The sequence below is a fragment of the Luteibacter anthropi genome (genome assembly GCF_011759365.1).
In the GTDB taxonomy this organism is placed as follows: domain Bacteria; phylum Pseudomonadota; class Gammaproteobacteria; order Xanthomonadales; family Rhodanobacteraceae; genus Luteibacter; species Luteibacter anthropi.
Genome location: NZ_JAARLZ010000006.1, coordinates 268,795 through 292,128 on the forward strand (window position 1 = coordinate 268,795; position 23,334 = coordinate 292,128).

Sequence of the window (23,334 nt, forward strand, 5' to 3'; positions counted from 1 at the left end):
CGGGGCAGGGTTTTGCGTCTCCATGTATCCATGGCGGCACGTACACATGCCGATACAAAGAGCGGCACGGTAGACTTCACCGTCCCCAGGAGTGAATGAGGAGCCCGGCGTGAAGGGTCGTGAAAGCGGTATGCCCCAGGAGGATGCCTGGGCTGAATTCTTCGACGCCGATGCCGCCATGGCCCTGCTATGGCCGCAGGGCGATGGAGATGTCGTCGAGCTTGGCAGTGGCTATGGCACGTTCACGGTGGCAGCTGCGGCGAGGACCAAGGGCACGCTAACCGCCATCGACATCGAGCCCGACATGGTGGACTACACCCGCGCCAAGGCGGCAAGCCGCGGTTTATCGAACATCCATGCCGTGCTTCGCGACGTAGTGGCCGAAGGCCTGGGTCTGCCTGTCGCAAGCCAGGCTCATGCGATGGTCTATAACCTGCTGCACCTTGAAGAGCCGGTGGCGTTGCTGCGCACGATCCGCGAAAGCCTTCGCCCGGGCGGCACGGTATCGGTCATCCACTGGCGAAGCGACATGCCTACGCCCCGGGGACCCTCCCTGGCGATACGTCCGTCCCCCGGAGATTGTCGCCGCTGGATGGCGGAGGCTGGCTTCCAGGCCATCCGTGAGGTGGATCTTGCCCATGCGTGCCCCTACCACTACGGCCTGATTGCCACGCGATGAACTGATGTCACAGCGCTGCCACGCAGCGTGTCCACCGCGGTGATTCTGCTCACGATGAGTGCCGAAGGCACTGTAGGCACGATGCTTCTCGCCGATCGCCTCACGGTCACGCTGGCGGCTTCAGTGATCGTGGTGGTGGCGAATCGGTTGATGGATGGAGTGCTTCGGTTCAAGCGTGCCGAAGGGTGATGCGTGGGTCGCGCGCAAGGCGCGCTCCTACAGGGTGATCGCACGCCGCTTGTGTAGGAGCGCGCCTTGCGCGCGACCCATGAACACGATCACGCCAACGGCTCGCCTTCACGTTCACGATATAAAAAAATCCCAGGGCGCCTGCGCCAACTGATTGCCTGGGCAAACACCCAGCTTTCCCGATACGCATAGCCGTTTCACCCCATACGTGGCTTCCAGGCTCGCAAGGGATGGTGCGCAACGCGCCATCTGATACAATTCATCCGGCTTTTAGCTATTTGTACGACAACTACCACGCGTTCCGATGCAAGGGTTCGATGGTCGAAATGCCGGGTGGGTACCCATGGCGTGCGCCGGTCGATATGCAGCCAAAGGAAACCGAGCGGATGGTGAAATTCGCAGTCGTACGTAACCTGCATCGTCAGGTTGTCCAGGAACTGGGCCGTCTCATCGTCAGTGGCGAGTGGCCGGCCGGTCAGAGCATTCCGCGTGAAGACATCCTGGCCGAGAGCATGAGTGTCAGTCGCACGGCGCTGCGCGAGGCCATGAAAGTGCTATCCGCCAAGGGGCTCATCGAGTCCCGGCAGCGCTCCGGCACGCGCGTGAGGGAAGAAATCCACTGGAACCAGCTCGATGCCGATGTACTGGCATGGCGGTTCGAGTCGATGCCGCCCGAAAGCTTCATCGAGAAGCTGGTGGAAATGCGCGAGCTGATCGAACCTGCCGCGGCGGCAGCTGCCGCACGGCGGCGCACGGATGACCAGCTGGTGGCCATCGAGATTGCCTATCAGGCCATGGCAGACTCCGAAGACCTGGACGCCTGGACCGAGGCGGATCTCGCCTTCCACCATGCGGTGCTGGCGGCTACCAACAACGAGCTGATGACCTCGCTGTTTACTGTGATCGAGACCGCACTGGGCGCTTATTTCGCGCTATCGGCGCGCAACTCCGAGAACTTCAAGAACGCATTGCCCCAGCATCTCAAGGTCTATGAGGCCATCCGCCGGCGCCATCCCGAAGTGGCGCGACAGGCCATGATCAAGATGGTGTCCGATTCCCGCAACAACATCCGCAAGCAACGCAAAAAGCCCCTGTAGGAGCGCGCCTTGCGCGCGACCGGATGTGACGCAAGTTCCGGTCGCGCGCAGGGCGCGCTCCTGCAGGGGAGGGAAAGCTATTCGCTGATGCGGTACATCACCGTGGCATGCGGCGCCAGCGTGGCCTTGATCGAGCCATCACCCTTCGCATCCGTATGGGCCCACAGGTCACGAAGCGTGTAGCTGCCACTTGCCTTCAGGCCGATTTCCCTGGCCGGCACGCTCACATCCTTCGCCTTGTCCGTCTCGTTGAATACGGCCACGGCGACGGCACCGTCCTTGAGCGGCTTGACGATGACGTGGATGCCGCTCGCGTCACGCACCTGCTTGCCCTGGACGCCAAGCGGGTCCTGGTCAATGGCGATCACCTCCTTGTTCAGCAGGATCTGCAACGCATCCGGCTTGATCGTGCGCAGATCGGTGCCGATGAGAAGCGGCGAGGCCATGATCGACCACAGGCTGAAGTGGCTGCGGTATTCCACGTCGGTCATGCCACCGTTACCTACTTCGAGCATGTCCGGATCGTTCCAGTGGCCCGGGCTGGCGTAGCGATCCAGCACCACGTTGGCCTTGAAGATCTTCAGCATAGATGCGTAGGTGTCGGTGATGTCGCCCGTGGTGCGCCAGGAGCTGGCTTCCACCGGTGGCTTGCTCGCCCACAACCAGGGCTTGTTCTCGCCCCATTCGCACATGCTGAAGAAGATCGGCCGGCCCGTGGCCCGCAGTGCTTCGGCCATGTCGGTATAGCGTTTGTGCGCGTCGATCTTCTGGTTGTTGCAGTTGTCGTACTTCAGGTAATCGACATGCCACGACGCAAAGGTGGCGGCATCGTCCTTTTCGTGCCCCAGGCCGCCCGGGAAGCCGCGATTTTCCTGGAGGGGCTCGCACGTGGAAGTGCCTGCACTGGAGTACAGGCCGAACTTCAGGCCGCGCTCGTGGATGTAATCCGCCAGGGCGGCGATGCCGCTCGGAAAGCGCTTGGGGTTGGGCTGAAGGTGGCCGTCCTTGTCACGCTGCCAGTTCGCCCAGCAGTCGTCGACATTCACGTACTGGTAGCCCGCATCCTTCAGGCCCAGGCTGACGAACTTGTCGGCGATGCCGCGGATCATGCCTTCGTCGAACTCGTCACGGCAATGGGTGGAATTCCAGTTGTTGAAGCCCATCTGAGGCAACGGCGGTGACGTATCCGCTGCCTGCGACGGGGCGGCAACGGCGGCCAGGAAACAGACCATGGCTCCCAAGGCACTCGTACGAAGCGTGTTTTGCATGGAACCGTTCATCAATACTCCTCATCCCGAGAGGGACGTCCGGAAAGGGATCAGAAACTACCGCGCACGCCTACCGTATACACGGTGCCATCCGCTTCGGCATACAGGAAGCGGTTGCGGTATACCGAGTAGTCGTAGAGATGCTCGTGGGTGAGGTTGGTGCCCGATACGAACAGCGACAGGCGCGGGGTGAAGGCGTAGCTGGCGCTCAGGTCGAGCTGGCCATACGAGGTGCGGGTGGCCGGCTGGGCACCTGCACCATAGGACAGGCTTTCCAGGTAAGAGCCGCGCCAGTTGTAGGCCAGGCGCACCTGCACGGGGCCCTTTTCATAGTACGTGCTGAGGTTGGCTGAATTGCCGATGCCCGGCACCGCGAACTTGCCCGAGGCGGCAATGACGCCAGGGCTCAGGGTGGTGCTGCTGGACACGTGCGTGTAGTTGAAGGCCACGCCCAGGCCATCGAACGGTTCCGGAAGGACATGGGTGAACTGATAGTTGATCGTCAGTTCCTGGCCGTAGATGTTCGACGAATTCAGGTTGATGGGCTGGGTGAGCGACCAGATGAATGGCTGTCCCGTGTTCTGGTTGGTAAGGAACGGCACGGGCGTGCTCACCAGCGTGCTGAAGTTGCTTACCTTCTTGTAGAAGCCTTCCAGGGCGATGTAGCTGGCGTCGTCGATGTACCACTCCAGGCCCATGTCGAAGTTGCGCGACGTGTATGGCTGGAGGTTCGGATTGCCCTGCGAGATGGTGAGCGAGTTCGGACGCGTGCCGAAGCCCTTGTTGTAGTAGAGGTTGCTCAGCTGCGGCGGGGTCATCGACTTGGACGCGGAGAAGCGATAGACGAGGTTGTCCATCAGGTTCCACTTGAAGTTCAGCGACGGCAGCCATTTATGGTAGCCACCATTGGCCGACTGCGGCGTGAGTCCGCCAAAGGTGACCTGACCGTTGCTGGTGTCGTTCGGATCGATGTACAGGCTGATCGGCGGACGATTGATGGCCGTGGAGGTGGAGTTGACGTTGACGTAGCGCAAACCCACGTCCAGTGCCCAGGCCTTGTCCCACATCGTGCCTTCGAACACAGCCTTGCCGAAGAATGATTTCTCCTTCTCCGTTACCTTGTTGTAGCTACCCGGATCGGGTGCCGCACCAAGGGTGCCACCATTGGCGGCCAGGCCGGCGACCAGCGCGGCTTTCTTGTCGGCCGGAAGCTGGTTGTACGCCGCCGGCGAAGCCAGCCAGGCGAGATAAGCACGCGGATCGTACTGCACCCACTGCGAGGGCAGGCCCGGCGACGAGACGCCGCTGATCTTGTCCGGTGCGTTGTAGATATACGCGCCCACGGCATCGGGCGGAACGGTGATGTTGTAGCCGCAGTAAGCGTTGCAGAGCAGGCTGTTCGGCGTGCTCCAGTTCACCGACTTGACCGACTGGTCGTTGTACTCGCCACCGAATTCCAGCTTCGACAGCACGCCATCGGTGAAGCTCTTGTCCAGGCGGATCTGGTACTGGTTGACCTTGTTGGTCACATTCGTGCCGGAGCCGGCGTTGCAGCAATGCGCCTTCAGGTTGTTTACGTCGGTGGACGAAAGAATGTTGCTGTAGCTGGGCGGCGTATTGTCGCCACCGTTGGTCCAGGTGGGGTTGGTGCCGAAGTTCTTGCCACCGATCACCAGGAAGTAGCCGTTGGGGCTCTGCTTGTTCCAGGCCTTGGAGCTGGATACGTCGAGGCTGAGCTTGGTGGAGTCATCCACGTCGAAACCCAGGTTCAGGCCGTTCTGGTAGCTCTTTTCGTAGCTGGGGATGAACGACATGACATAGTCGTTCGCCATGACGTTGGGGCCGGAACCGTTGCGGGTGTAGCTGAGTACGGTGTTGTTGCTGTCGGTGGTCAGCGAATTGATGTCGGCCGTGTTGCCGTACTGGCCGAACTCGTGCTCCAGGGAGTCCACCTTGTAGCTGGAGAACAAGGTATCCAGCTGCACCGTGAGCCGGTCGATGGGCTTCCAGTCGATGGCACCGCTGAAACCTTTGCGCGTACGGGTCTCGTCCAGCACGTTGCTTGCCAGGGTCTCGGGCACTGCCACGTTGGTGTAGTTGGGGTTGCTCAGGTTCGACAGTTTCGAGATGTCCTGGTTGGCATACCAGGAATTGGCCTGCGTATTGAGCTGGGTATCCTTGCGCTTGTAGTACGTCGCGGATGCCATCCAGCCAAAGGTGTGGTCTGCATTGGTCCAGCCGAACAGGCCCGAGGCCTTCGGTGTGGTCTTGCCTTTCCAGTCACCAGTGAGGTTGCTGTTCACCCCGGCGGCACTCCACGCACCATGGTAGCCGTTGAAGTCCAGCGGACGCGCGGTCTGGATGTCGACGACGCCACCGATGTCCACTTCGGGAATATCGGCCGACGAGGTCTTGTTGACCTGGGCGACGCTGATGATTTCGGAAGGAAGTACATCGAAATTGAAGGCACGCGAGCCGGAGGCCGTCGCCATTTTCCGCCCGTTGACGGTGACGGCCACGAAGTCGGGGCCAAAGCCGCGCACGGCAATCTGGCTGGACTCACCGCCGCTACGGTTCACCGAGACGCCAGGTACGCGCTGAAGCGCGTCGGCGACGTTGGCATCCGGGAACTTGCCGGTTTCTTCCGCCGAAATGGAGTCGACGACGTTGACTGCATCCTGCTTGATGGCCTGCGCGCGCTGGAGCGCAGCCAGCTGGCCCGTCACGGCGATGCCGCCCAGCTCGGTCACCTTCTTGTCGTCGGTGGCGGCGGCATCATCTTTTTTCTTCTGCGCGGAAGCAGGCGTCTTTTCCTGTCCCGCGGATGGCGTCGCTTCGCCCGAGGAGGCGGGCGCAGCTGCTTGCGCGTGTCCCGGCGCGCCATAACCCATCGTCCAGACAACACCCATCGCAACCAGCGCTCCACGGAGCGCGGCGGCCATCTTCGTTAATTGCATGACTACCTTCCAATCTTTGTGGAATACGTGTCAGACATGCCTACGGCGTTTCCGTCTGTCGCCCCCATGAACCGTTACGAATGTAACGATCCCCGCGAATCGACCTGTGCCCCTACCCGACGGAACCTGCCGTCTGCCCCATTTGTAGTATTTTAAGATAATAGTTACGGGGCGCCTGGGCACAAGCAAGCTGCGTTGCAACATGACGGCAACGTTGTAATGAAGATGGCTTGTTGTGGGCAGCAGCGGACACCGGCGACGGATATATGGAGCCGCCTTTTCAGGTCGCTATGGCATGACGATGCGTCAGGCCGCTCTCATGGCTTCCATGGCCGCACGAGTGAGGAACCCCGAGCGCGTCTCGCCGTGACGTTCGGCGTAGCTATCGATGGCAGTGAGCAGGCGATCCGGCACGGTTATGTTGACGCGCACGGCCTTCGTGCTCAGCTTCGCCAGATCGACGTTTGCGAGCGCCCATGTCCAGCCGGAAAAGTCTGCCCGGGAACGCAGTGCTTCAAGTGTGGAAGCCGCAGGGGGCATGGTTCCTTCCTCGATGGCATCTTCAAGGAACAGAAGAATGGCTTCTTCCGCGTTGGCCACCGCTTCATCGAGCGTATTGCCTGCACTGAAGCAGCCGGGAAGGTCGGGCACGATCACGCCGTAGGCAGAACCATCCGTGCCCGGTTCGATTGCTATGGGGTAACGCATGATGCTTGGCTCCATACCCTTATCGGGAAAACGTCAGGCGATGCCGGCCTGCTTTTTAATAGCGGCGACGAGCCCCTTTCCGAGGTCTTTTCTGGGATGAGGGACAATCACCGTCACGCCGGAGGCATTCTGTAGCTTGTGATGGCTACCCCGGATGCTCACCAGGCAAAAGCCGTGGGCCCTCAACAGTCTTACCAGATCTGCAGAGTTCATTGTGTGTACGATACACACTGACTGTCAAGCGACCTGCCGGCGGGAGGCTCGATCCCCTGCAAGCCCTGTCTGGCCAGGTGTCAGCCTGGCTGAATCTCCTGGCCGTCTTCCTTGATGAAAGGGGTGGTCAGCGGAGGTGTGATTTCAAGCACGACCTCCGACGGACGGCATAGCCGCGTTCCCTGCTCAGTAACCACGAAAGGGCGGTTGATGAGGATGGGGTGGAGCTGCATGGCGTCGAGAAGCTGCTCATCGTCGACATCGGGACGGTCGAGTCCCAGTTTCGCGAAGGGTGTTCCTTGTTCGCGTACGGCCTGCCGCACCGTCAGGCCTGCGGCGGTGATCAGTCCGGTTAATGTTTCCCGGTCCGGTGGCGTTATCAGGTATTCGATGATGACGGTCTCGATACCCAGGTGACGCAGCAAGGCAAGCGTGTTGCGCGAGGTGCCGCAGGCAGGGTTGTGATAGATCGTTGCGTGCAGACTCATGATGCTGCTCCACTGGCGTGGGATACCGTCGTTTCGACAACGGCTGCGGCTTCGGCAAGAGCGCGTGCCTCGGCCGCGCCCTTGCGCTCGCTGTAACGATCCACGAGATAGTCGGAGCGGCCTCGCACCAGCCACGTGAACTTCATCAGCTCTTCCATCACGTCTACGACGCGATCGTAGTAGGCCGAGGGTTTCATCCGGCCGTGGCTGTCGAATTCCTGCCACGCTTTCGGTACCGAAGACTGGTTCGGTATGGTGACCATCCGCATCCATCGCCCGAGCACGCGCAAGGTGTTCACCACATTGAACGACTGCGAGCCACCGCAGACCTGCAACACCGCGAGGGTGCGGCCCTGGGTCGGGCGTACGCTGCCTTCTTCCAGGGGGAGCCAGTCGATCTGGTTCTTGAACACGCCCGTGATCGTGCCGTGGCGCTCTGGGCTGACCCAGACCTGCCCCTCCGACCATAGCGACAGGGCCCGTAGCTCCTGCACCCTGGGATGCTCCGGCCCCACGCTGTCCAGCATCGGCAGGCCGGCTGGATCGAATACGCGCGTCTCGGCGCCCAGGTGACGCAGGATGCGTTCTGCTTCCAGGGCGAGTTTCCGGCTGAAGGATTGTGGCCGCAGCGAACCGTAGAGAAGGAGGATTCGCGGCGCATGCCCGGAATCCTCTGCCGGAGCGAGATGATCGTGGAGTGGGGCGGGCAGGTCGTGGGTCAGGTGCGGGGTATCGCTGGCCATGGATGTTCCACGTTTCAATGATTCGATAATTATAGAAACATGGAAATGAATAGGGCAACTTTGCTAGGCTTGGGCCCTATGAAGCCCAAGCCCCATGCAACTCATCTGACCGCTCCCGATGCCATCAGGGCGTTTGCCGCCCTGGCCCAGGAGAGCCGCCTTGCTATCTTCCGCCTGCTTGTCGAGCACGCGCCGGAGGGACTGGCCGTGGGTGTCATTGGCGAAACGCTGGGCGTAGCTCCTGCCACGCTCTCGTTTCACCTGAAGGAGCTGCTCAATGCCGGTCTGGTGGCGAGTCGCCAGGCGGGGCGTTTCATTTACTACAGCCCCGTACTGGAAACGGTGGATCGTCTGGTGGGATTCCTGACCGACAACTGTTGTGCGGCATCCGGTCAGTCGTGTGGCCCCGGGGGCATGGTGCGCAAATAACTTCGACGTTTCAGTATCCAGCTGCTGGATCGCTTGTGTCCCCGGTTGGAAATACGGTAATCATCCGGACTTCCATGTCACCACCGGGGGCGATGATGAATCGACGTGAGTTTGCGAAGACGCTGGCGCTTGCGGGCGCCGTGGGAAGTAGCTTGTGGCCGGTGCAGAAGGCCTTTGCCCTGGCGCCGAAGACGGCGCGTGGCGTGGCGGTGGAGCCATCGCGGTTGCGCGACCTGCAACAGGCCTTCCTGGATCTTCGCTTCGGCATGTTCATCCATCTCAACATGGCAACCTTCGAGCAGCGCGAGTGGGGTGATCCCGTGCTGTCACCTGCCTTGTTCAACCCGAGGCATCTCGATCCGGCACAATGGGCGGCAGCTGCGCGTTCCGCGGGCATGGGCTATGGCTGCCTTACCACGAAGCATCACGACGGCTTCTGCCTGTGGCCGACGAAGACCGGTAGTGCCAACGTCATGCAGTCGTCCTATCCGCACGATGTGGTGCGGGCCTATGTGGATGCGTTTCGCAAGGCGGGCCTCAAGGTCTGCCTGTACTTTTCGATCCTGGATCTCCGGCAGGATATCCGTGCGCGCACCGTTACTCCGGAAAAGATCGCGCTGATCAAGGCGCAGATCACCGAGCTCCTGACGCATTATGGTCCATTGACCGCACTGATCCTGGATGGCTGGAATGCGTCCTGGTCGCGTATCTCCTATGCCGAGCTGCCATACCGGGAGATCTACGATCTGGTGAAGTCGTTGCAGCCCGACTGCCTGCTTACCGACCACAACGCGGGTAGCTACCCTGGCTCGGCGCTCTACTACACCGACATCAAGCAGTACGAGCAGCATGCGGGCCAGAAGATCCCCGCCGACAGTCAGGTGCCATCTCAATCCGGCACCACCTTGCAAAGCGACTGGTTCTGGAAAACGTCATACCCCACGGCAGAACTTGCGTCCGCAAGGATCATCGTGGAGGACTGGCTCAAGCCTTTCAATGAGAACCATTGCAATCTCATTCTCAACGTTGCCCCCAATCGTGACGGCCGCTTCGACGACAACGCGGTGGCGCGCCTGGCCGAGATAGGGCGTTTGTGGAAGCCGTCCGGTCCTGTGTCCCGCATCGAGCGCCAGGTCACCATCACTACGCCCGATCTCGCTGCAGGTCGGCCGGCATGGGCCAGTGCGAGCGACGAGGCCGTGGGGCCCGATCTCGCCTTCGACGACAACTCACGCACCTACTGGCTGGCCGACAAGGGCAAGGACGAGGCCTGGATCGAGGTGCGGTTCGACGCACCGGTGTCGTTCAATACGGTGTCCATCGTGGAACCCCGTGACGACAAGGATTACGGTAGCGCGAGTCGCATCACCGCCTATAAGCTCCAGATCTGGCGTGACGGCACATGGGCGGACATCGCCAGCGGCGGTACGCCCGCATCGTGGCAGTTCCACGAGTTGCAGCAGACGTCTGCGCAGCGGGTGCGTCTATGGATGCAGGGACACCAGCCAGGGCTCAGCGAACTGGGGCTGTATGACGAACCTCGTTACACGTCTTCCTGACCACGCTCGCGATGTTCGTGCGCCGGATCATCGTGTCGTGATCCGGCGCATCCTTCCTGTAGCAAAGCAAGCCTGATCTTCAGATCGAAATCAGGGAGGCGTTCCCTGTTTGATCCATGCAGCAAAGAGCTGCACGTTAGATAGCGGCCACGCAGGAGCAGGCGCAGGGGGCATGTCACCGCTGCTGACCCTGGAGTAGATCTGCTGCGCCCAGATCTTTACGTTGCCGTAGTTGCTCAGGTCGAGGCTTCCATGAGTCACCTGTTTCATATGGGCAATGTCGGTGGCATTGAACAGGGGGGCGATGTCCCTGGCAAAGCTGACGGTTGCAGTGACGGCCTTGGCGTGGCCGTCAAGCTGTTCGCGGAGGTTGGTCATGGCAATGGCTCCTTATTGGCTATGCATTGACGAGACGTACCGGAGCCCCGCAAAGGCGACCCCGGCGACGGCGGGGGCTACTTGAGCTTGCGGTTTCTCACGACTTCGGTGGCGCCCTGCGGACTGGCGGCACTGGGGGTTTCCGGCTGGTGTACGGCACCATTGGCGAGAATCACGCTGAAGTCGCCCGAGGCGTGCTGTCCCTGGCTGCCATGGCAGCCCATGCAGCCGCCCATGTTGTAGCCGGCACCGCCGTAGTACACGTTGCGATGGATACCTGTGCCGCCACGGCTGAACTGGGCTTCGTAATCACTGTTCACCCCAGTGAAGCCAGAGCCGACGAGACCGCCACTGAAGAGCTGCAACGGGCGGTTGGTCTCCACCACGATATTCGCCAGGTGATAGCTGGCAGGGTTGGCGCCGCTGTTGGGGTCATTGCCCTTGTAGACACCCGCGTAGTTCTTGTCGATGGCCTGGTACTGCACGTTGACCAGCTTGTAGTACGACCATGGCGAGGTCTTCAGGCCGTTCTGCTGGTTATAAGTGGCCATCGCCGCGTGGGCGCTCCGGTTGGCCTGGATAACCGCAAGGGGAATCAGGTTGTCGCGATAATTGATGCAGATGAACCCCTTCGACGGCAGCCCGGGTTTGTCCTGCGCATTCTGGTAGTAGAGCTGGTTCCTGGGAGGATTGCGCACGGAGCCAGTGCAGTACTGCGCGGATGCCGGCACCAGGTCGACCCTTGGCGGCACCTGGTTGGCGTTGACCACCGAACTGTCCAATAGAGTGACTTGCGGCGACGTGGCGCAGTTCTGGCCCACCGGGCAGGGCTGGGGCTGATTGATGATGGCGCCGTTCTCATCCTCTAGCGGACGACCATCAGGACGAAGGATGTTGTCGGCCTGCTCGAAGGTGGCGTAGATGAAGTAGGGCGCTGAACGTGTCTTCTGGATGATGTGCAGTGCCACGAGACCCCAGGTGGCTTCCCGGTAACAGGTCTGCTGGCTTGCGTTCTTTTCGTACGAACGCACTGTCGTCATGTGAAAGCGCCCGGAAGCCTGCTCTGCTGCCGTCAGTTCGCGCCATCCCGCCTTCAGTTCCACGGTGTTGAGCGGCAGGCTGACCATTGAGCTGCTGCCAGGTGGCGGGCTGCTCTTGTTCGTGGTGAGGTAATTCTGCGTGGCGTTGGCAACACTGGCCGGTATGGCCTGCCACCACTTATTGAGGGCAACGTAGGTGTACTCCGTACGATTGGCCTTGGCCGTGAAGCGGATCAACTGCGGTGACGAGTTGCCGGGTACTTGCTGGGGGGCGGCACCCGCATACATGTCGTCGAGCGTGATCTGGTCGGTTTCGTCCAGATTGACCCATGCAGTCGACGTGGACGGAGACATGCACGCCGGCACGGGGTTGTCGTAGTTGTAGCTAGGGAGTGTGTCGTAGCCGAAAGAGGCGCTGGGCGACGTGGTATAGCCTGGAGGAAGGCCCTTTCCGGGGAAGATCTCGACCTTGCTTCGGAAGGTTTCCCACACGCGCGGGCCGGCACATCGAGGGTCGCCGAAACGACAGTTGGTGTCGGGTGTGTCACGCTGGTTCAGGCCACCGTTCTGCTTTACCGCGGGCCAGTTGAGTGCAATGAATTCCTGCCACGCAAAATAGGCTGCCTGCGACATCGTGGCCCTTGGTGCACCGCCATTCTGCGGATTGAGTTCGTTGGGCACCACGCTATTGATGGTAATGGCGTTGCTGGCCGCATCCACTGCACGTTCGTCCAGTGGCTGGGCGATCGCCTGGCTTCGTATTCCGATGACGGACGCAACGACGACCAGCGACGCCATGGTCGCTGTGACAATACGGATATTCATACCCTGATACCTGCCCCTGATTGAACGATCCGGCGGGAATGCCGGGCCCTTCCAGCACGTCATCCATTACGCTTGCGTGCGCTGCGGTCCCTGGGGTCTACGCATCCTGGATGGATCGGCGTTGCACGAATAGTCCTGCTATAAAGCAGTAACACGCGTGCAGGGTGCGAACAAGAATGACGGGGTTTTCATTCTGTTTTTGCGCACAGGTTGCCGGGTATCGGCTTACCGAAAATGCCGCGAATATTCGGCACGCCGGACAGGTGTGCCGGATAGGGTGTCTCCGGTACGCATGCGCAGGAATTTACTGTGAAGCGATCCACCAGGTCGTGCCGGAGAAGTCCTGGACGCCTCCACGGAGATCGTCGTCTGCCTCCTTGCGTTGCATTTCCTGGACGACGGTGGCGCCGGCAGCGACGGCACGCTGGAATGTGGCACGTGCATTGGGCACATAGAGATGGATATGCGGGACATACGTATTCGCATCGGTCGCGGCACCACCCACCATCACCACGCTGTCGTCGATCCTGACTTCCGCATGCATCAATGAACCATCGGGTCGGTTGTAGCAGCGAAGCAATACACCACCAAAAGCCTGTTCGATAAAGGCAATCAGCGCATGCCCGTCCGCACAGATCAGATAAGGGCTCATCGAGGGATAGCCCTGGGGTTTCCATGTCATGCTCGTCACCCTTATCGCATACCGGGAGCGGTCGAGATTACGTGGCTATGCCAGCACGGGCAACCGGTTATCGGACCTCAGGTCGGATGGCTGACGCGGTACGGCCCGAGAGCCTGCAGCAGCGCCTCGGGCACGGGGGTGGGTCGAAGCTCGCCGTCCTGTCGGCGCATCGAGGCAAGCACCTGACGTCCGCGAGCCGCATGGGCACGACGGCCGTCGGCTCCGCATCGGTAATAATCGAATGCGAGGCCAATGCGATTGTGAGCCAGGTCATCCAGACGCATCCGAAGCAGCACGCGATCGAATGCTGAAAACTCCATGACATAGTCACAGCTGCAATGGAGCGTTACCAGGGCCAGGTCGTCTCGAAGCGAGGCCAGGATCGTCGGGCAGTGCTCGTGCAGGAACATTTCCCGGCAGCGGCCCTGCCATTCGAGATGCCGCGTGAAGTACACATTGCCGACCAGGTTGGTCTCCGCAAAACCGACGGTATGGAACATCTCGAAAGCAGGTGCATCCGATGCCGGCATCATGCTTGCAATTCCGTGGCGATGGCGATGGCGACGTGGCGCTCGCTGGATTGCACGGCCAGTACCGTGCCTGCGATAGCGAACGTGCCTGAGCGGAGAATCAACCATCCGTCGTGATGCGTGGGATCGATGGTGATGGGTGCCGACGTCGGAAGTCCTGCTTTTTTCATGCTTTCCATCGCAGTCCAGACGCGCGTTGCAGCCGTGTCCAGATCTTCGTCCAGCGCGGATCCGACCTGTTCTGCAAGTGCCAGGCGTGTAGCACCCAACAGATCGTGCCAGATGTCGCGAGTGCGCGGTGCTACGGTTTCGAGATCGCAGCCAAGGGGGCGCCGACCGGTGACTGCCAGCATCAGCCCGCCGGTATAGGCGTGGGACAGGCCATAGCCCTTGTCCGCGAGCGGCCTCCCGTCCGGGTGACGGGTGATGCTCGCAAGGCCATCGAGCATCGCGGCGGATAGCCGGTGGGCATCTCCCCGGCGCCCCAATTCCATGCCCATATGCATGGAAGGTCCGGGAAGCAGATCCATGGCGCGTCGTTCGAGGTAGGGCCCCAGAAGCGGTAACGGCCAGTGCTGGGGGGCGGCCTGCTCCTTCACCATCCGCAGCCTGAGCCCCGTCCATCTTTCTGCCAGATCGCCGCTGGCATCACGCAATTCGAGGTCGTATATGAGCGTTTTTCCTTCACGTGCACGTTCTCGCGCCTTTATCTGCCGCGGTCCTTGCCGGACGGAACGAATATCCATGCGGTCTATCGCAACGGGAAGTACCGTGTGATGGGGTATGCAGGCCTGCAATGCGTGGATGGCCGCATCCCGCATGGCCGGATCACCCAGCAGGAGCGTGTCGGGAAGGTCGCGGCGGAACCACTCGCGGGTGTTGCCGGATGCAATGTCTGCGATGCAGGCTTCGGCGCTGAGCTGCCGGTATGTCTGCAATCGCTGAAAGCTCGCGCCGTGCGGCAACAATGGGCCATAGATATCCGTGCGGGGTTCGATCGCAAGGGGCGCCTGGTCAAACATTACCCGTACACCGGGCAGGCATGCATCGGCCTCGTCGCAAGGAAGCCACGATCCCCGGAAATGATCGACCTGAAACCCCGTATGGGAACTGCGAAGGGCGATATCCACGATACCTGACGGCCTGCGCAGCGCCACGATACGCAAGGTTGTAAAACCTGTTGCAGGGATAGAGATTGGACGGGGGAAGCTCACATCGTCGAACCGGTGCCGGCTCCTGGCGCCGGTGCGTCGATCCAGCGCCAGCGCGGCTTGTGCCATGGCTTCCAGGCCGACAACAGCGGGCAGGAGTTGCTCGCCAGCATAGGCGTGCTGTGCGAGATAGGGGTCGCTGTCCACCGATAGCTCCGCGTCAGCGATCAGTTCCACGCCGGGTATATGAAGATTCACTCGTTCGATGAAACGATGGAAGGGCAGTTCATCCCTCGCGAAGCGGATCGTGGAAGGCATGCCGAAGCGACTGCACGCCACGACGGATACCGGGCCATGCATTGTCCCGAGAATGGTTTCCAGCATGGCGATACCTTCGCGGGGCGCGATGGGAACGATGCCTTGGCGAATGAGTGAATCAAGCGCGCCGAGACGCTCGCCCATTCCAGTACCTGACCAGACTGACCACTCGATATTGAGGCACCGGCATTCAGGAAGCTGCTCTGCCAGGCGCTCGATGGCATACGCCATTCGTTCGTTGGCCAGGGCATATTCGGCCTGGCCGGCAAGGCCGATGCGGGCAATGATCGAGCCGAAAGCGATGAGCAGGCGGGGTGGCACACTCCCTTCGCAGGCGGCTATGAGATGGTGCATGCCGTGGAGCTTGGGCGACAGCGTGCCGCGAAGCGACGCGGCGTCTACCTGCTGGACAAGCCGGGGCTGGTTGATGCCGGCGGCATGCAGGATGCCCGCAACCGGTCCCAGTTCGTGACGGGCCCGGCTAACAGCCGAAGCCACGGCCTGGGCGTCGGTGACATCGGCGACGTAGTAGCGCCAACGCACGCCGTGGGCATCCAGGCGCGCAAGGTGCCGATCCAGTTCGTCGCTCGCACCCGGCCGGCTCCTTCCCAGTAGCGCCAGCGCGCAACCCGTGCGCAGCGCCAGCGCCAGCGCACATTCGGCACCGATGCCGTAACCACCGCCGCTCACCAGCAGCACTTCGTCGGGGGCGGGCAGACAGGTGACCGGCGTGTCCGGGAGGTTGTCTGTCTCTGGAAGGTCAACCAACTGCCATGCCGGCTGTTCCCTGCGGCCCGTGGGGTCATATCTCGCCTCGGTGAATCCCGCCGCGGCAGAAAGTTCGTCGAGTACCCACTGCAAAGCCTCGGGATGATCGAGCGGCACCTGCACCACCACGGTTGTTCCATGACGTTCCAGGTGCACGGATCGTGCAAATCCGGCGGCACCGGGTGCGCCCTGCACCACAAGGAACATCGCTTCACGATCCGCACCCAGCAGGCCTGCCGCCGCGACGAACAGATCGTCCTGCTCGTCTTCTCCCTGAGAAGGCTCAAGCAATAACGCGATGCCCGTTCCGGTTCCCTGGGCAGACAGCCGTTCGGCGAGCGCGGTCGCAAAGGCCCCAGGCCGTGCGACCACGTTCCACGAGGACGTCGAATGCGCGGTTCCTGATCGCTGGAGGCGAGGTCGCTCCTGCCATTCGACCCGAAAGCCACGCAACCAGTGCCCCAGCCCTTCTGGCAGGGCGGGAGATTCGGTGCCGGCGGGCCCGCTCAGGGACAATGCCGCCGCGATGTCCATGAGACGGGCGTCGGCAAAATCCATGGGCGAGTGCGGCGCGGGCAAGCCGAGGGCGCGCGCCGCTTCGACGATGACCTGACCGGCCACGATGGAATTCAGATGTAGATCCGAGAGCAACCTGCTGTCCGGCGTGATGGATGCTCTTGGTAATTCGGTCCGTAGGGCGAGCAGGTCGCACAGGTGCCCGGTGATGCTTCCTGCGTCGCTTGTGGGTGCCAGGGGAGGGTGTGTCGTGTCCGTGGCCTCGGGTCCGGTCGTGACGGACAGTAGCGTGTCCGCTACGGGCGCCCGCTCGCAGGGATTGGCGAGGAACTGGCGCGGTAGCCAGTCAAAAGGGCGAATGATCCTGTCCTGGAAAAGTACTTCCAGATCCGGACGGGCACCGGCGACGAACGTGGCAGCTACCGTGCCCAGCAGGCCTGCCACACCCTGGCCACAGGCGTCGACGGAGAACGCGGGACTATTGGAGCCCGCCGCAGCCAGGCGCCCCAGTGTGGTTCCTGGTCCTGCCTCGATCCATAGATCCACGTATGCGTCCGCCTCCTGCAGCGCATCGAGAAAACGCACGGGCACCGTCAACTGGTGACACAGCAGGTCGATGATGTTTGTGTGTTCGTCAATGTGTGTGCCGGTGACCGTTGAAACGATGTCCCGATGAGGAGATGCAGGGGATTCCCCGGACAGCAATGCCCGCAGCGGCGCTTCGGCTGCCGCGACGTGGCGCGAATGGAAGGCGTGCGAGACAGGCAGGCGGCGGGCGGCAATACGCTGCTCGCGCAATCTGCCGAGAAGAAGTTCCAGCTCTGCCTGGTGTCCGCTCAGCACCGTTTGCGATGGCGCGTTCATCGCAGCGATTTCCAGGCTCGTATCCTTGAGCCACGGCCTGAGGTCGTTCGCGGAAAGACTTACGCTGGCCATGGCACCCTGGCCCTGAAGCGTTCCCATGATCTGTCCGCGCGTGAGGGCAATCCGGAGTGCGGCATCCGCGCTTAGGGAACCTGCCCAGGCAAGCGCCGAGATTTCTCCCAGGCTGTGCCCTACGGCGATCGTTGCTTCGATACGCAGGCGTGCCAGCACCTGAAGCGCTACCATCGATGCCTTGACGATGGCAGGTTGCGCCACGGCGGTGTCGCGGTCCTCGCCTGCGGGAAGGGGCGCACTGTTATAAGCCTCTTCAACTGCCGGGAAGCGCCGGCACCAGTCGCCTCCGTCCACGCATGACGGAGAGCCCTGACCGGGAAAAAGGAATCCTATGCGGGGAGGGTGTAACTGCGTTCCGATATAGATATTGCCGTGCTGTTCGACACCCTTGATGTCGGACCCCGTTTCGAGTCGCCGTGCGGCCGCCTCGAAACACTCGCTTGCCTCACCGGGATTGGCCGCAACAATCGCTATACGTAGCGGTCGCGTGCCCGAGGTGGTGGCGAGGGATGCAGCCAGGTCGGGTAATTCACCCTGCGACAGCCTTGCGACCAGTGCAGCCAGTTCCCGGAGGCGACGCACCGCATCGTCCGTATTGTCAGCATCCAGAACGAACAACTCGGTATCTTGCGCGGTGGAATCCAGGCGCCTGTCATGCGGATGAGGCACCCTGCACGGTGCTGGCGCGGGGTCCTCTATGATCACATGAACGTTGATGCCGCCAAATCCCAGCGAATTGATACCCGCCATGCGGGGGGCATCGGGCCAGGACTCGACCCGGCGGGCCACGCGCAAAGCACCCTCCTGCAGCAGTGAGTGGGGTTTTTCGCAACCCGCCGATGGCGGAATCACGCCATGCCTGACGGCGAGGGCAGCCTTCATCAGGCCGGCGATGCCGGATGCAGCCTTAGTGTGGCCGATGAGCGCCTTGATCGAGCCGATCGCGGCGGGCCTCCGGCCCGTGCCTTTCCTTGCCTGTGTAAGCGCGGTTAATTCCACTGCATCGCCCACCGCCGTCCCGGTGCCATGGCCTTCGAAATACGGCACATCCGCGATGTTGATACCTGCACGCTCGCAGGCACGCGCCATGGCCATCTGCTGTCCACTGGATTCCGGTCTCGTGAGTCCGCCTTGTCCGTCGGAAGAAATGCCCCATCCCCGGATCACGGCGTGAATGTGGCAGCCCTGCGCGATGGCGTCGGCATGTCGCATGAGCACTACGAAGCCGCATCCTTCACCGGGCAGGAAGCCCGTGGGCCGCTCGTCGTAGATGCGCATCCGGTCGATGGCCAGCGCGCCGGTCCGCGCAAAACCCACCAGTTCGAAAGGGTCGAGCGAAAGGTCGACGCCTCCTGCGAGGGCCATGTCCAGATCGCCCGCCACCAGGGCCGAGCAGGCTTGCGCCACGGCCAGAAGGGACGATGCGCAGGCGCCATCCACGGTAAATCCGCCACCATGCAGCCCGAAGTGATTGCAGATGCGCCCGGCAATGGTGTTGGACAGACCTCCGGCGAGGCTTTCCTCGCTGGGTACGGGAAACGGCTGCTTGTAGTCACGCTCCAGTGCGTGGAGCAAGGCAGCGCGTCGGTCGGGCTCCCAGCCCTCCGCCTTGAGCACGGCATCGATCTGGCGCTGGACGTAGGGCCACCGAAGGCGCATCTGGCCCGCACGGGAGAACTCACCCGCGAGAGAGTTGCCCACCAGCACGCCGGTGTTGCTGCGACGTGATATCGCGGCGTCAGCGAAGCCTGCGTCGTTCAGCGCATCCCGCGCGACGTCCAGCGCCAGCCAGTGGCAGAGGTCGGCCGCGTGATAGCTCGCTGCGCTGATGCGATGTCCTGCGCGATCGAAGTGATAGCCCTCGAGCAGGCCCGCGTAGCGGACGTAGGTCGTATCAGGGCCACCTTTTTGCGGCGCATAATCGTCAAGGGATAGTCTCTCCGGCGGAATGGGTCGAAACGCCCGTCGCTGCACCAGTATGTTTTCCCACAGCTGCGCCGGAGTATTTGCGCCGGGGTAGCGACAAGCCATGCCGACGATTGCAATGGCTGGCGTGCTCATGTCGCTTCGGGTACCGCATTGGGCACGGGCGCGGGGAGCTTGCGCTGCGCGGCCGCAGCCCTGCGCGATGCCACCGCGAGTCCGATGCCCCTGCACAGGCAGACGATCGTCAGGGCGAAGAACAGACCGAAGACGACATGGAACGCCATCAGCATGCCGTAGCTCGCCGCAACGGCGGCACCGAAGGCTATTTGTCCGCCGCGCGACACAGGGGTGGTGGCGGGGTCGGTGAGCATGTAATAGGTGAACAGCAGGAAGGCCACGCCGGTCATCGGGTTCAGTGCCGCAGGCAGCGATGCGTCGAGGAGGACGCTGCGCAGGATGGCTTGAAGGACGAACGCGCCAAGCCACGCGAGGATCAACGGAAGTCGCCGGGTAAGCCGGGCATTGAGAAATGTGCCGGAAGCGATGATGACACCGGGCAGTATCCAGTCGTGCCAGCCGGCCAGGCCTTCCGTGAACTGGTAGGGAGGGGCGATGCCAACGAAAGGAAAGACCAGCAGCGTGATGGTGATGCCGATATTCGAAGGGTTCATGACATGCCGCTGTCCCTCGCCGATGCGCACGCGAAATAGCCATTTCGATGCGATCGCCGTCACGGTGGCGAAAACCACCGGCATCAGCAACTCGTTGGCGTAGAGCAGCATGCTTACGGCCAGCGCCGTGATGTGGGCCGGCAACAGGAAGTTCATGAGGCGGGCAGGGCCGCCGAGAAACTTGGCCGGACGTCCACCCATGCGGGCGTCGAACGCCTCCAGCCCTAGTTCCGCGGCATATGCGCAAGCCAGTGCTACGACCGGCTGGGCCCAGGATTGCTCGAAGCCGAGAAAACTGTGACCAAGCACGTTCAATGCCGTGATGGCGAGGGCGAAGCGCTGCAAGGCGACCAAGCGAAGGTCCGGGGTGCCGGATGTCTTGGCGATATTCATGGGCGATTTCCTTGGGGGTTTGCAGCAACCAGGTTTCCTGTGCCAGGCCAGCCCAGGGTCACGGTATGCCAACCGGGCCGGAGCTGGAGTTGTTGTTCATGTGCGTTGCCGTCGGGATCGCGCCAGCGGACCTGCACGGTAACGGCAGCCGGCGCATCGTGCCCCAGTCCGAAATGAAGATCGGGGCTGCGCTTGCCGCTGTGGCCGCTTCCGCCATCCACCTGAGCGGTCTGGATCTGCCCGTTGCCAGCAACGATGCGAACCTGGGCGCCAATGGCAGCCCGGTCCGGTCGGTCGCTGGACGGATGGCCAGGCCTTGCGTCGGTGGGTGCCGGCTCAAGGGGAAGCCTTAGATGAAGGCCAATGAATCCGGGGGTGTTCGCGGCGCGATTGAGATAGAAATGCGAATCCTGCCACTGCCCGGCCACGGCGAAATCCAGCAGTCCGTCACCGTTGACGTCTGCGATGGCAATGCCGCGTGATACACCCGGCTCGCCAAGGCCAATCAGGTCGGCGATGTCATGAAAACGTGCGTCTTCTCCCTTTACATAAAAGGGATTGTGTTGCTGACCACTGATATCCGCGTTGCCCTTGAAACGATGCCAGGCGGTGGGAAACCGCAGCAGGTAATCGTTACCCATGGCGATCTCGTGCAGTTCCGGCCAGCGGTTCACGTCGCCCTTCAGAAAGCCCACGGCCTGCAATGCCTCCAGCTTTCCGTCATTATCGAAATCGCCAAAGCGCGCGTCCCATCCCCAGCTGCTCCGTGACATGCCAAGGGATTCGGATCGGTCGTCAAAGGGCGCACGGCCGGCACGAAGTGCATCCTTCTGGCCGGTATTGATGAAAACGAAGTGACTCTCTTCCAGCGCGTATTCCTGCGCGATATTGCTGACGAAAAGGTCGAGCTCGCCATCGCCATCGAGGTCGCCGAAATCGGCGCCCATGCCCTTGAATGAGTCCCTGCCGAGCACCTTGGAGCGTGGCGTGGTGAAGTGTCGTTGGCCGAATACCGGTTCGAACGACGGCTTGCCGGGTGTCGACCGGTTGTGCAGGAGGGTGTCTGGTCCGAAATCGTTGGCCACATAAAGCTCGGGCAGAAGGTCGCCATCGAGATCCGCCGCTGCCAGGGCCAGGGTCCAGCCAGTGGCATGCTCTGCCGGGAAGGGCTCGGTGACTGTATAGCTGACGTCCGGGACGCTGCCTTTGCGGGCTGAAGCCCAGAGAAGCACGCGATTTCGTCCGCCGTTATAGGCCCTCGACATCGAATCCTGCATGCCCTGGATATTCGCGTGTTGGCCCAGGATATGAGCCCCGTCGGGAAAGTAGTTTCCTATCACCAGGTCGGCGTGACCGTCGCCATCGATGTCGGCAAACATCGCGGCGTTCGTGAACCAGCGCTCGGACGTCGCCACGATATCGACGGGGCGGTAACTGCCGGCGTCCAGGCGTCGTGGGAAGGAGGTGGCCGGCTGCGCAAGAAACGCTACTGGAGTTCGCCCCCAGTAATATACGAGAAGGTCCACGTGGCCGTCTTCGTTCATGTCTCCCGGGGCGCAGCCCATGGGAGCCATGGTCAGCGGGTCGTAATTCAGCGGGCGGGCGTCCAGCGCAAACGGCGTGTAACGTGCGGGCGTGCCGGGAGCAGGTGCGACGATGACCTGGTCGGTACGCGGATCGACATAACAAGCGTCGTCGGGCAGGCCGTTACCATCGAAGTCGCCCAGTGCGACGCTGGCGCCAACGCTGGAGATCCAGCCTGAAATGCCCGCAAGACTGGGATGGACATCGCGCTGCGCCCGCATTGCCGGATGATTGTCCGGAAGGGGCAGAATGAACGAGGAAAATGCAAAACGTTTCGCCAGCGATGCGCGTTGTCCCTCGTCGTAGGCAACAGGCCGCGCGAGAAGCCAGGATGTTGTCACCAGGATCATCGCGAGGGACTTTGTCGCGAACCCTCTTGCGTACAAACGTTTCTTCATGACCTGACGCTCTCGGGCGATGACAGCGGCGCCGGATGACGGGGTGCGGCGGCCTCCATGGCCGTTGCCGGCAATGCGGCCATGCGGAGGTTCATCAGCAGGGGAAACGCGACAAGAATGGGTGGATCGAGCAGGTCAACCGGCCGAAGGTGCAGCTGCAGCGGTATCGAGGTATCGGTGGGCCTGAGCGGACCGCACGCCGCCACCCCGGCGATCAAGGCGCGGTTGTCGAACGCTTCGCCGGGCTGAACGTGCTTGAGAGCCACGGCCAGTATGTAGAAAGGACCGATGCCTTCGGGAACGGGTAATGAAAAATGCCTGCTGCCGGCGAGAATCGTGCAGGCAAGCGGTGCTTCTTGTGGAATCGGCGACCCGAAGACGCCGGCGAACAGGTTGATGTCACCTTCATCGTGATCGATCTGCCCCACGTAGGTCGCGCCGGAACCTCTGGCCACTGGCGCCGGCGGCACCTGGGCCGGCATCGCCGCACCGGACATCATCGAGATATAGGTTTCGCGAAAGCGGGCCGGTGACATGCCCACCAGCTGGGCGAAACGACTGGTGAACGTACCCAGGCTGGTGTAGCCGACATCGAGTGCGATGTCGAAAACGGCCAGGTCGGTGCGGATCAGCAGATCCTTGGCCAGCTCCAGGCGAAGAATGCCCAGGAAACGTGCGGGAGGAATGCCGGTCAGTCCCCGGAATACCCGCAGATAGTGGCAGGGGCTCATGCACGCCACGGCGGCCAGTTCGTCGAGGTCTACCTTGTGGTCCAGCCGGACGCGCATGTGCCGGATCGTTCGCCTGACGGCTTCCGCATGGTTGCCGCTCCGGGAGGACCGCATCGCTGTGCTATCGCCTTCCATTTCCATGTGCATCTCCATG

Annotated in this window: 19 protein-coding genes; 5 read left to right on the top strand and 14 right to left on the bottom strand. The window is 62.0% G+C overall.

Annotated features, from left to right (window positions below):
* The first annotated feature begins 109 nt into the window (after positions 1–109).
* From HBF25_RS13260 to HBF25_RS13265, 3 genes are all read left to right on the top strand, one after another.
* Positions 110–679 carry a methyltransferase domain-containing protein gene (locus tag HBF25_RS13260; protein WP_166949146.1) on the top strand — a complete coding sequence of 190 codons (570 nt, stop codon included), beginning with the start codon at positions 110–112 and terminating at the stop codon, positions 677–679.
* A 54-nt stretch (positions 680–733) separates the two neighbouring features.
* Positions 734–868, top strand: a complete 135-nt coding sequence (locus tag HBF25_RS22430) for a hypothetical protein (RefSeq protein WP_279588206.1) — start codon at positions 734–736, stop codon at positions 866–868.
* A gap of 386 nt (positions 869–1,254) precedes the next feature.
* On the top strand, positions 1,255–1,965 hold the full coding sequence (locus HBF25_RS13265) for a FadR/GntR family transcriptional regulator (protein WP_166949148.1): 711 nt from the start codon (positions 1,255–1,257) through the stop codon (positions 1,963–1,965).
* Between the two features lie 77 nt (positions 1,966–2,042).
* Here HBF25_RS13265 and HBF25_RS13270 read toward each other — a convergent pair whose 3' ends face one another.
* The 6 genes from HBF25_RS13270 to arsH all read right to left on the bottom strand — a co-directional run bounded on the left by HBF25_RS13270 (position 2,043) and on the right by arsH (position 8,342).
* Positions 2,043–3,245: a glycoside hydrolase family 27 protein gene (locus HBF25_RS13270; RefSeq protein ID WP_243853212.1), complete on the bottom strand. Its 1,203-nt coding sequence runs from the start codon at positions 3,243–3,245 to the stop codon at positions 2,043–2,045.
* Positions 3,246–3,283: 38 nt separating this feature from the next.
* Positions 3,284–6,190 (bottom strand): TonB-dependent receptor, encoded by a 2,907-nt coding sequence (locus tag HBF25_RS13275; RefSeq protein WP_166949150.1) that lies wholly within the window; start codon positions 6,188–6,190, stop codon positions 3,284–3,286.
* A 306-nt stretch (positions 6,191–6,496) separates the two neighbouring features.
* The gene (locus tag HBF25_RS13280) at positions 6,497–6,898 is read right to left on the bottom strand and encodes a type II toxin-antitoxin system HicB family antitoxin (protein ID WP_166949152.1); all 402 of its coding nucleotides are present in this window, start codon (positions 6,896–6,898) and stop codon (positions 6,497–6,499) included.
* Between the two features lie 33 nt (positions 6,899–6,931).
* The gene (locus tag HBF25_RS13285) at positions 6,932–7,111 is read right to left on the bottom strand and encodes a type II toxin-antitoxin system HicA family toxin (protein ID WP_166949154.1); all 180 of its coding nucleotides are present in this window, start codon (positions 7,109–7,111) and stop codon (positions 6,932–6,934) included.
* A gap of 80 nt (positions 7,112–7,191) precedes the next feature.
* Positions 7,192–7,593, bottom strand: coding sequence for an arsenate reductase (glutaredoxin) (arsC, locus tag HBF25_RS13290; protein ID WP_166949245.1), 402 nt, complete (start codon positions 7,591–7,593; stop codon positions 7,192–7,194).
* Between the two features lie 2 nt (positions 7,594–7,595).
* Positions 7,596–8,342: an arsenical resistance protein ArsH gene (gene arsH / locus HBF25_RS13295; protein WP_166949156.1), complete on the bottom strand. Its 747-nt coding sequence runs from the start codon at positions 8,340–8,342 to the stop codon at positions 7,596–7,598.
* A gap of 78 nt (positions 8,343–8,420) precedes the next feature.
* Here arsH and HBF25_RS13300 point away from each other — a divergent pair, with 78 nt between their 5' ends.
* Together HBF25_RS13300 and HBF25_RS13305 are read left to right on the top strand one after the other, a co-directional pair.
* Positions 8,421–8,771 (top strand): ArsR/SmtB family transcription factor, encoded by a 351-nt coding sequence (locus HBF25_RS13300; RefSeq protein WP_166949158.1) that lies wholly within the window; start codon positions 8,421–8,423, stop codon positions 8,769–8,771.
* A gap of 92 nt (positions 8,772–8,863) precedes the next feature.
* Positions 8,864–10,330, top strand: a complete 1,467-nt coding sequence (locus HBF25_RS13305) for an alpha-L-fucosidase (RefSeq protein WP_208392563.1) — start codon at positions 8,864–8,866, stop codon at positions 10,328–10,330.
* Positions 10,331–10,420: 90 nt separating this feature from the next.
* Here the strand turns inward: HBF25_RS13305 and HBF25_RS13310 are convergent, their stop codons facing one another.
* The 8 genes from HBF25_RS13310 to HBF25_RS13345 all read right to left on the bottom strand — a co-directional run bounded on the left by HBF25_RS13310 (position 10,421) and on the right by HBF25_RS13345 (position 23,237).
* Positions 10,421–10,708: a hypothetical protein gene (locus tag HBF25_RS13310; protein ID WP_166949160.1), complete on the bottom strand. Its 288-nt coding sequence runs from the start codon at positions 10,706–10,708 to the stop codon at positions 10,421–10,423.
* Positions 10,709–10,785: 77 nt separating this feature from the next.
* The gene (locus HBF25_RS13315) at positions 10,786–12,573 is read right to left on the bottom strand and encodes a hypothetical protein (protein WP_166949162.1); all 1,788 of its coding nucleotides are present in this window, start codon (positions 12,571–12,573) and stop codon (positions 10,786–10,788) included.
* 304 nt (positions 12,574–12,877) lie between these two features.
* Positions 12,878–13,255 carry a VOC family protein gene (locus tag HBF25_RS13320; RefSeq protein WP_166949164.1) on the bottom strand — a complete coding sequence of 126 codons (378 nt, stop codon included), beginning with the start codon at positions 13,253–13,255 and terminating at the stop codon, positions 12,878–12,880.
* Positions 13,256–13,332: 77 nt separating this feature from the next.
* Positions 13,333–13,788 carry an acyl-CoA thioesterase gene (locus HBF25_RS13325; protein WP_208392564.1) on the bottom strand — a complete coding sequence of 152 codons (456 nt, stop codon included), beginning with the start codon at positions 13,786–13,788 and terminating at the stop codon, positions 13,333–13,335.
* A complete protein-coding gene (locus HBF25_RS13330) occupies positions 13,785–19,538 on the bottom strand; it encodes a type I polyketide synthase (protein ID WP_166949166.1) in 5,754 nt (1,917 codons plus the stop codon). The genes HBF25_RS13325 and HBF25_RS13330 overlap by 4 nt, the downstream gene beginning before the upstream one ends.
* Entirely contained in the window at positions 19,535–20,467 is a 933-nt protein-coding gene (locus HBF25_RS13335) for an enediyne biosynthesis protein UnbU (protein ID WP_166949168.1), read from the bottom strand. The genes HBF25_RS13330 and HBF25_RS13335 overlap by 4 nt, the downstream gene beginning before the upstream one ends.
* A complete protein-coding gene (locus tag HBF25_RS13340; protein ID WP_166949170.1) occupies positions 20,464–22,449 on the bottom strand; it encodes a CRTAC1 family protein in 1,986 nt (661 codons plus the stop codon). Before HBF25_RS13340 ends, HBF25_RS13335 begins: the two co-directional genes overlap by 4 nt.
* Positions 22,446–23,237: a helix-turn-helix transcriptional regulator gene (locus HBF25_RS13345; protein WP_166949172.1), complete on the bottom strand. Its 792-nt coding sequence runs from the start codon at positions 23,235–23,237 to the stop codon at positions 22,446–22,448. The genes HBF25_RS13340 and HBF25_RS13345 overlap by 4 nt, the downstream gene beginning before the upstream one ends.
* Positions 23,238–23,334: the final 97 nt, after the last annotated feature.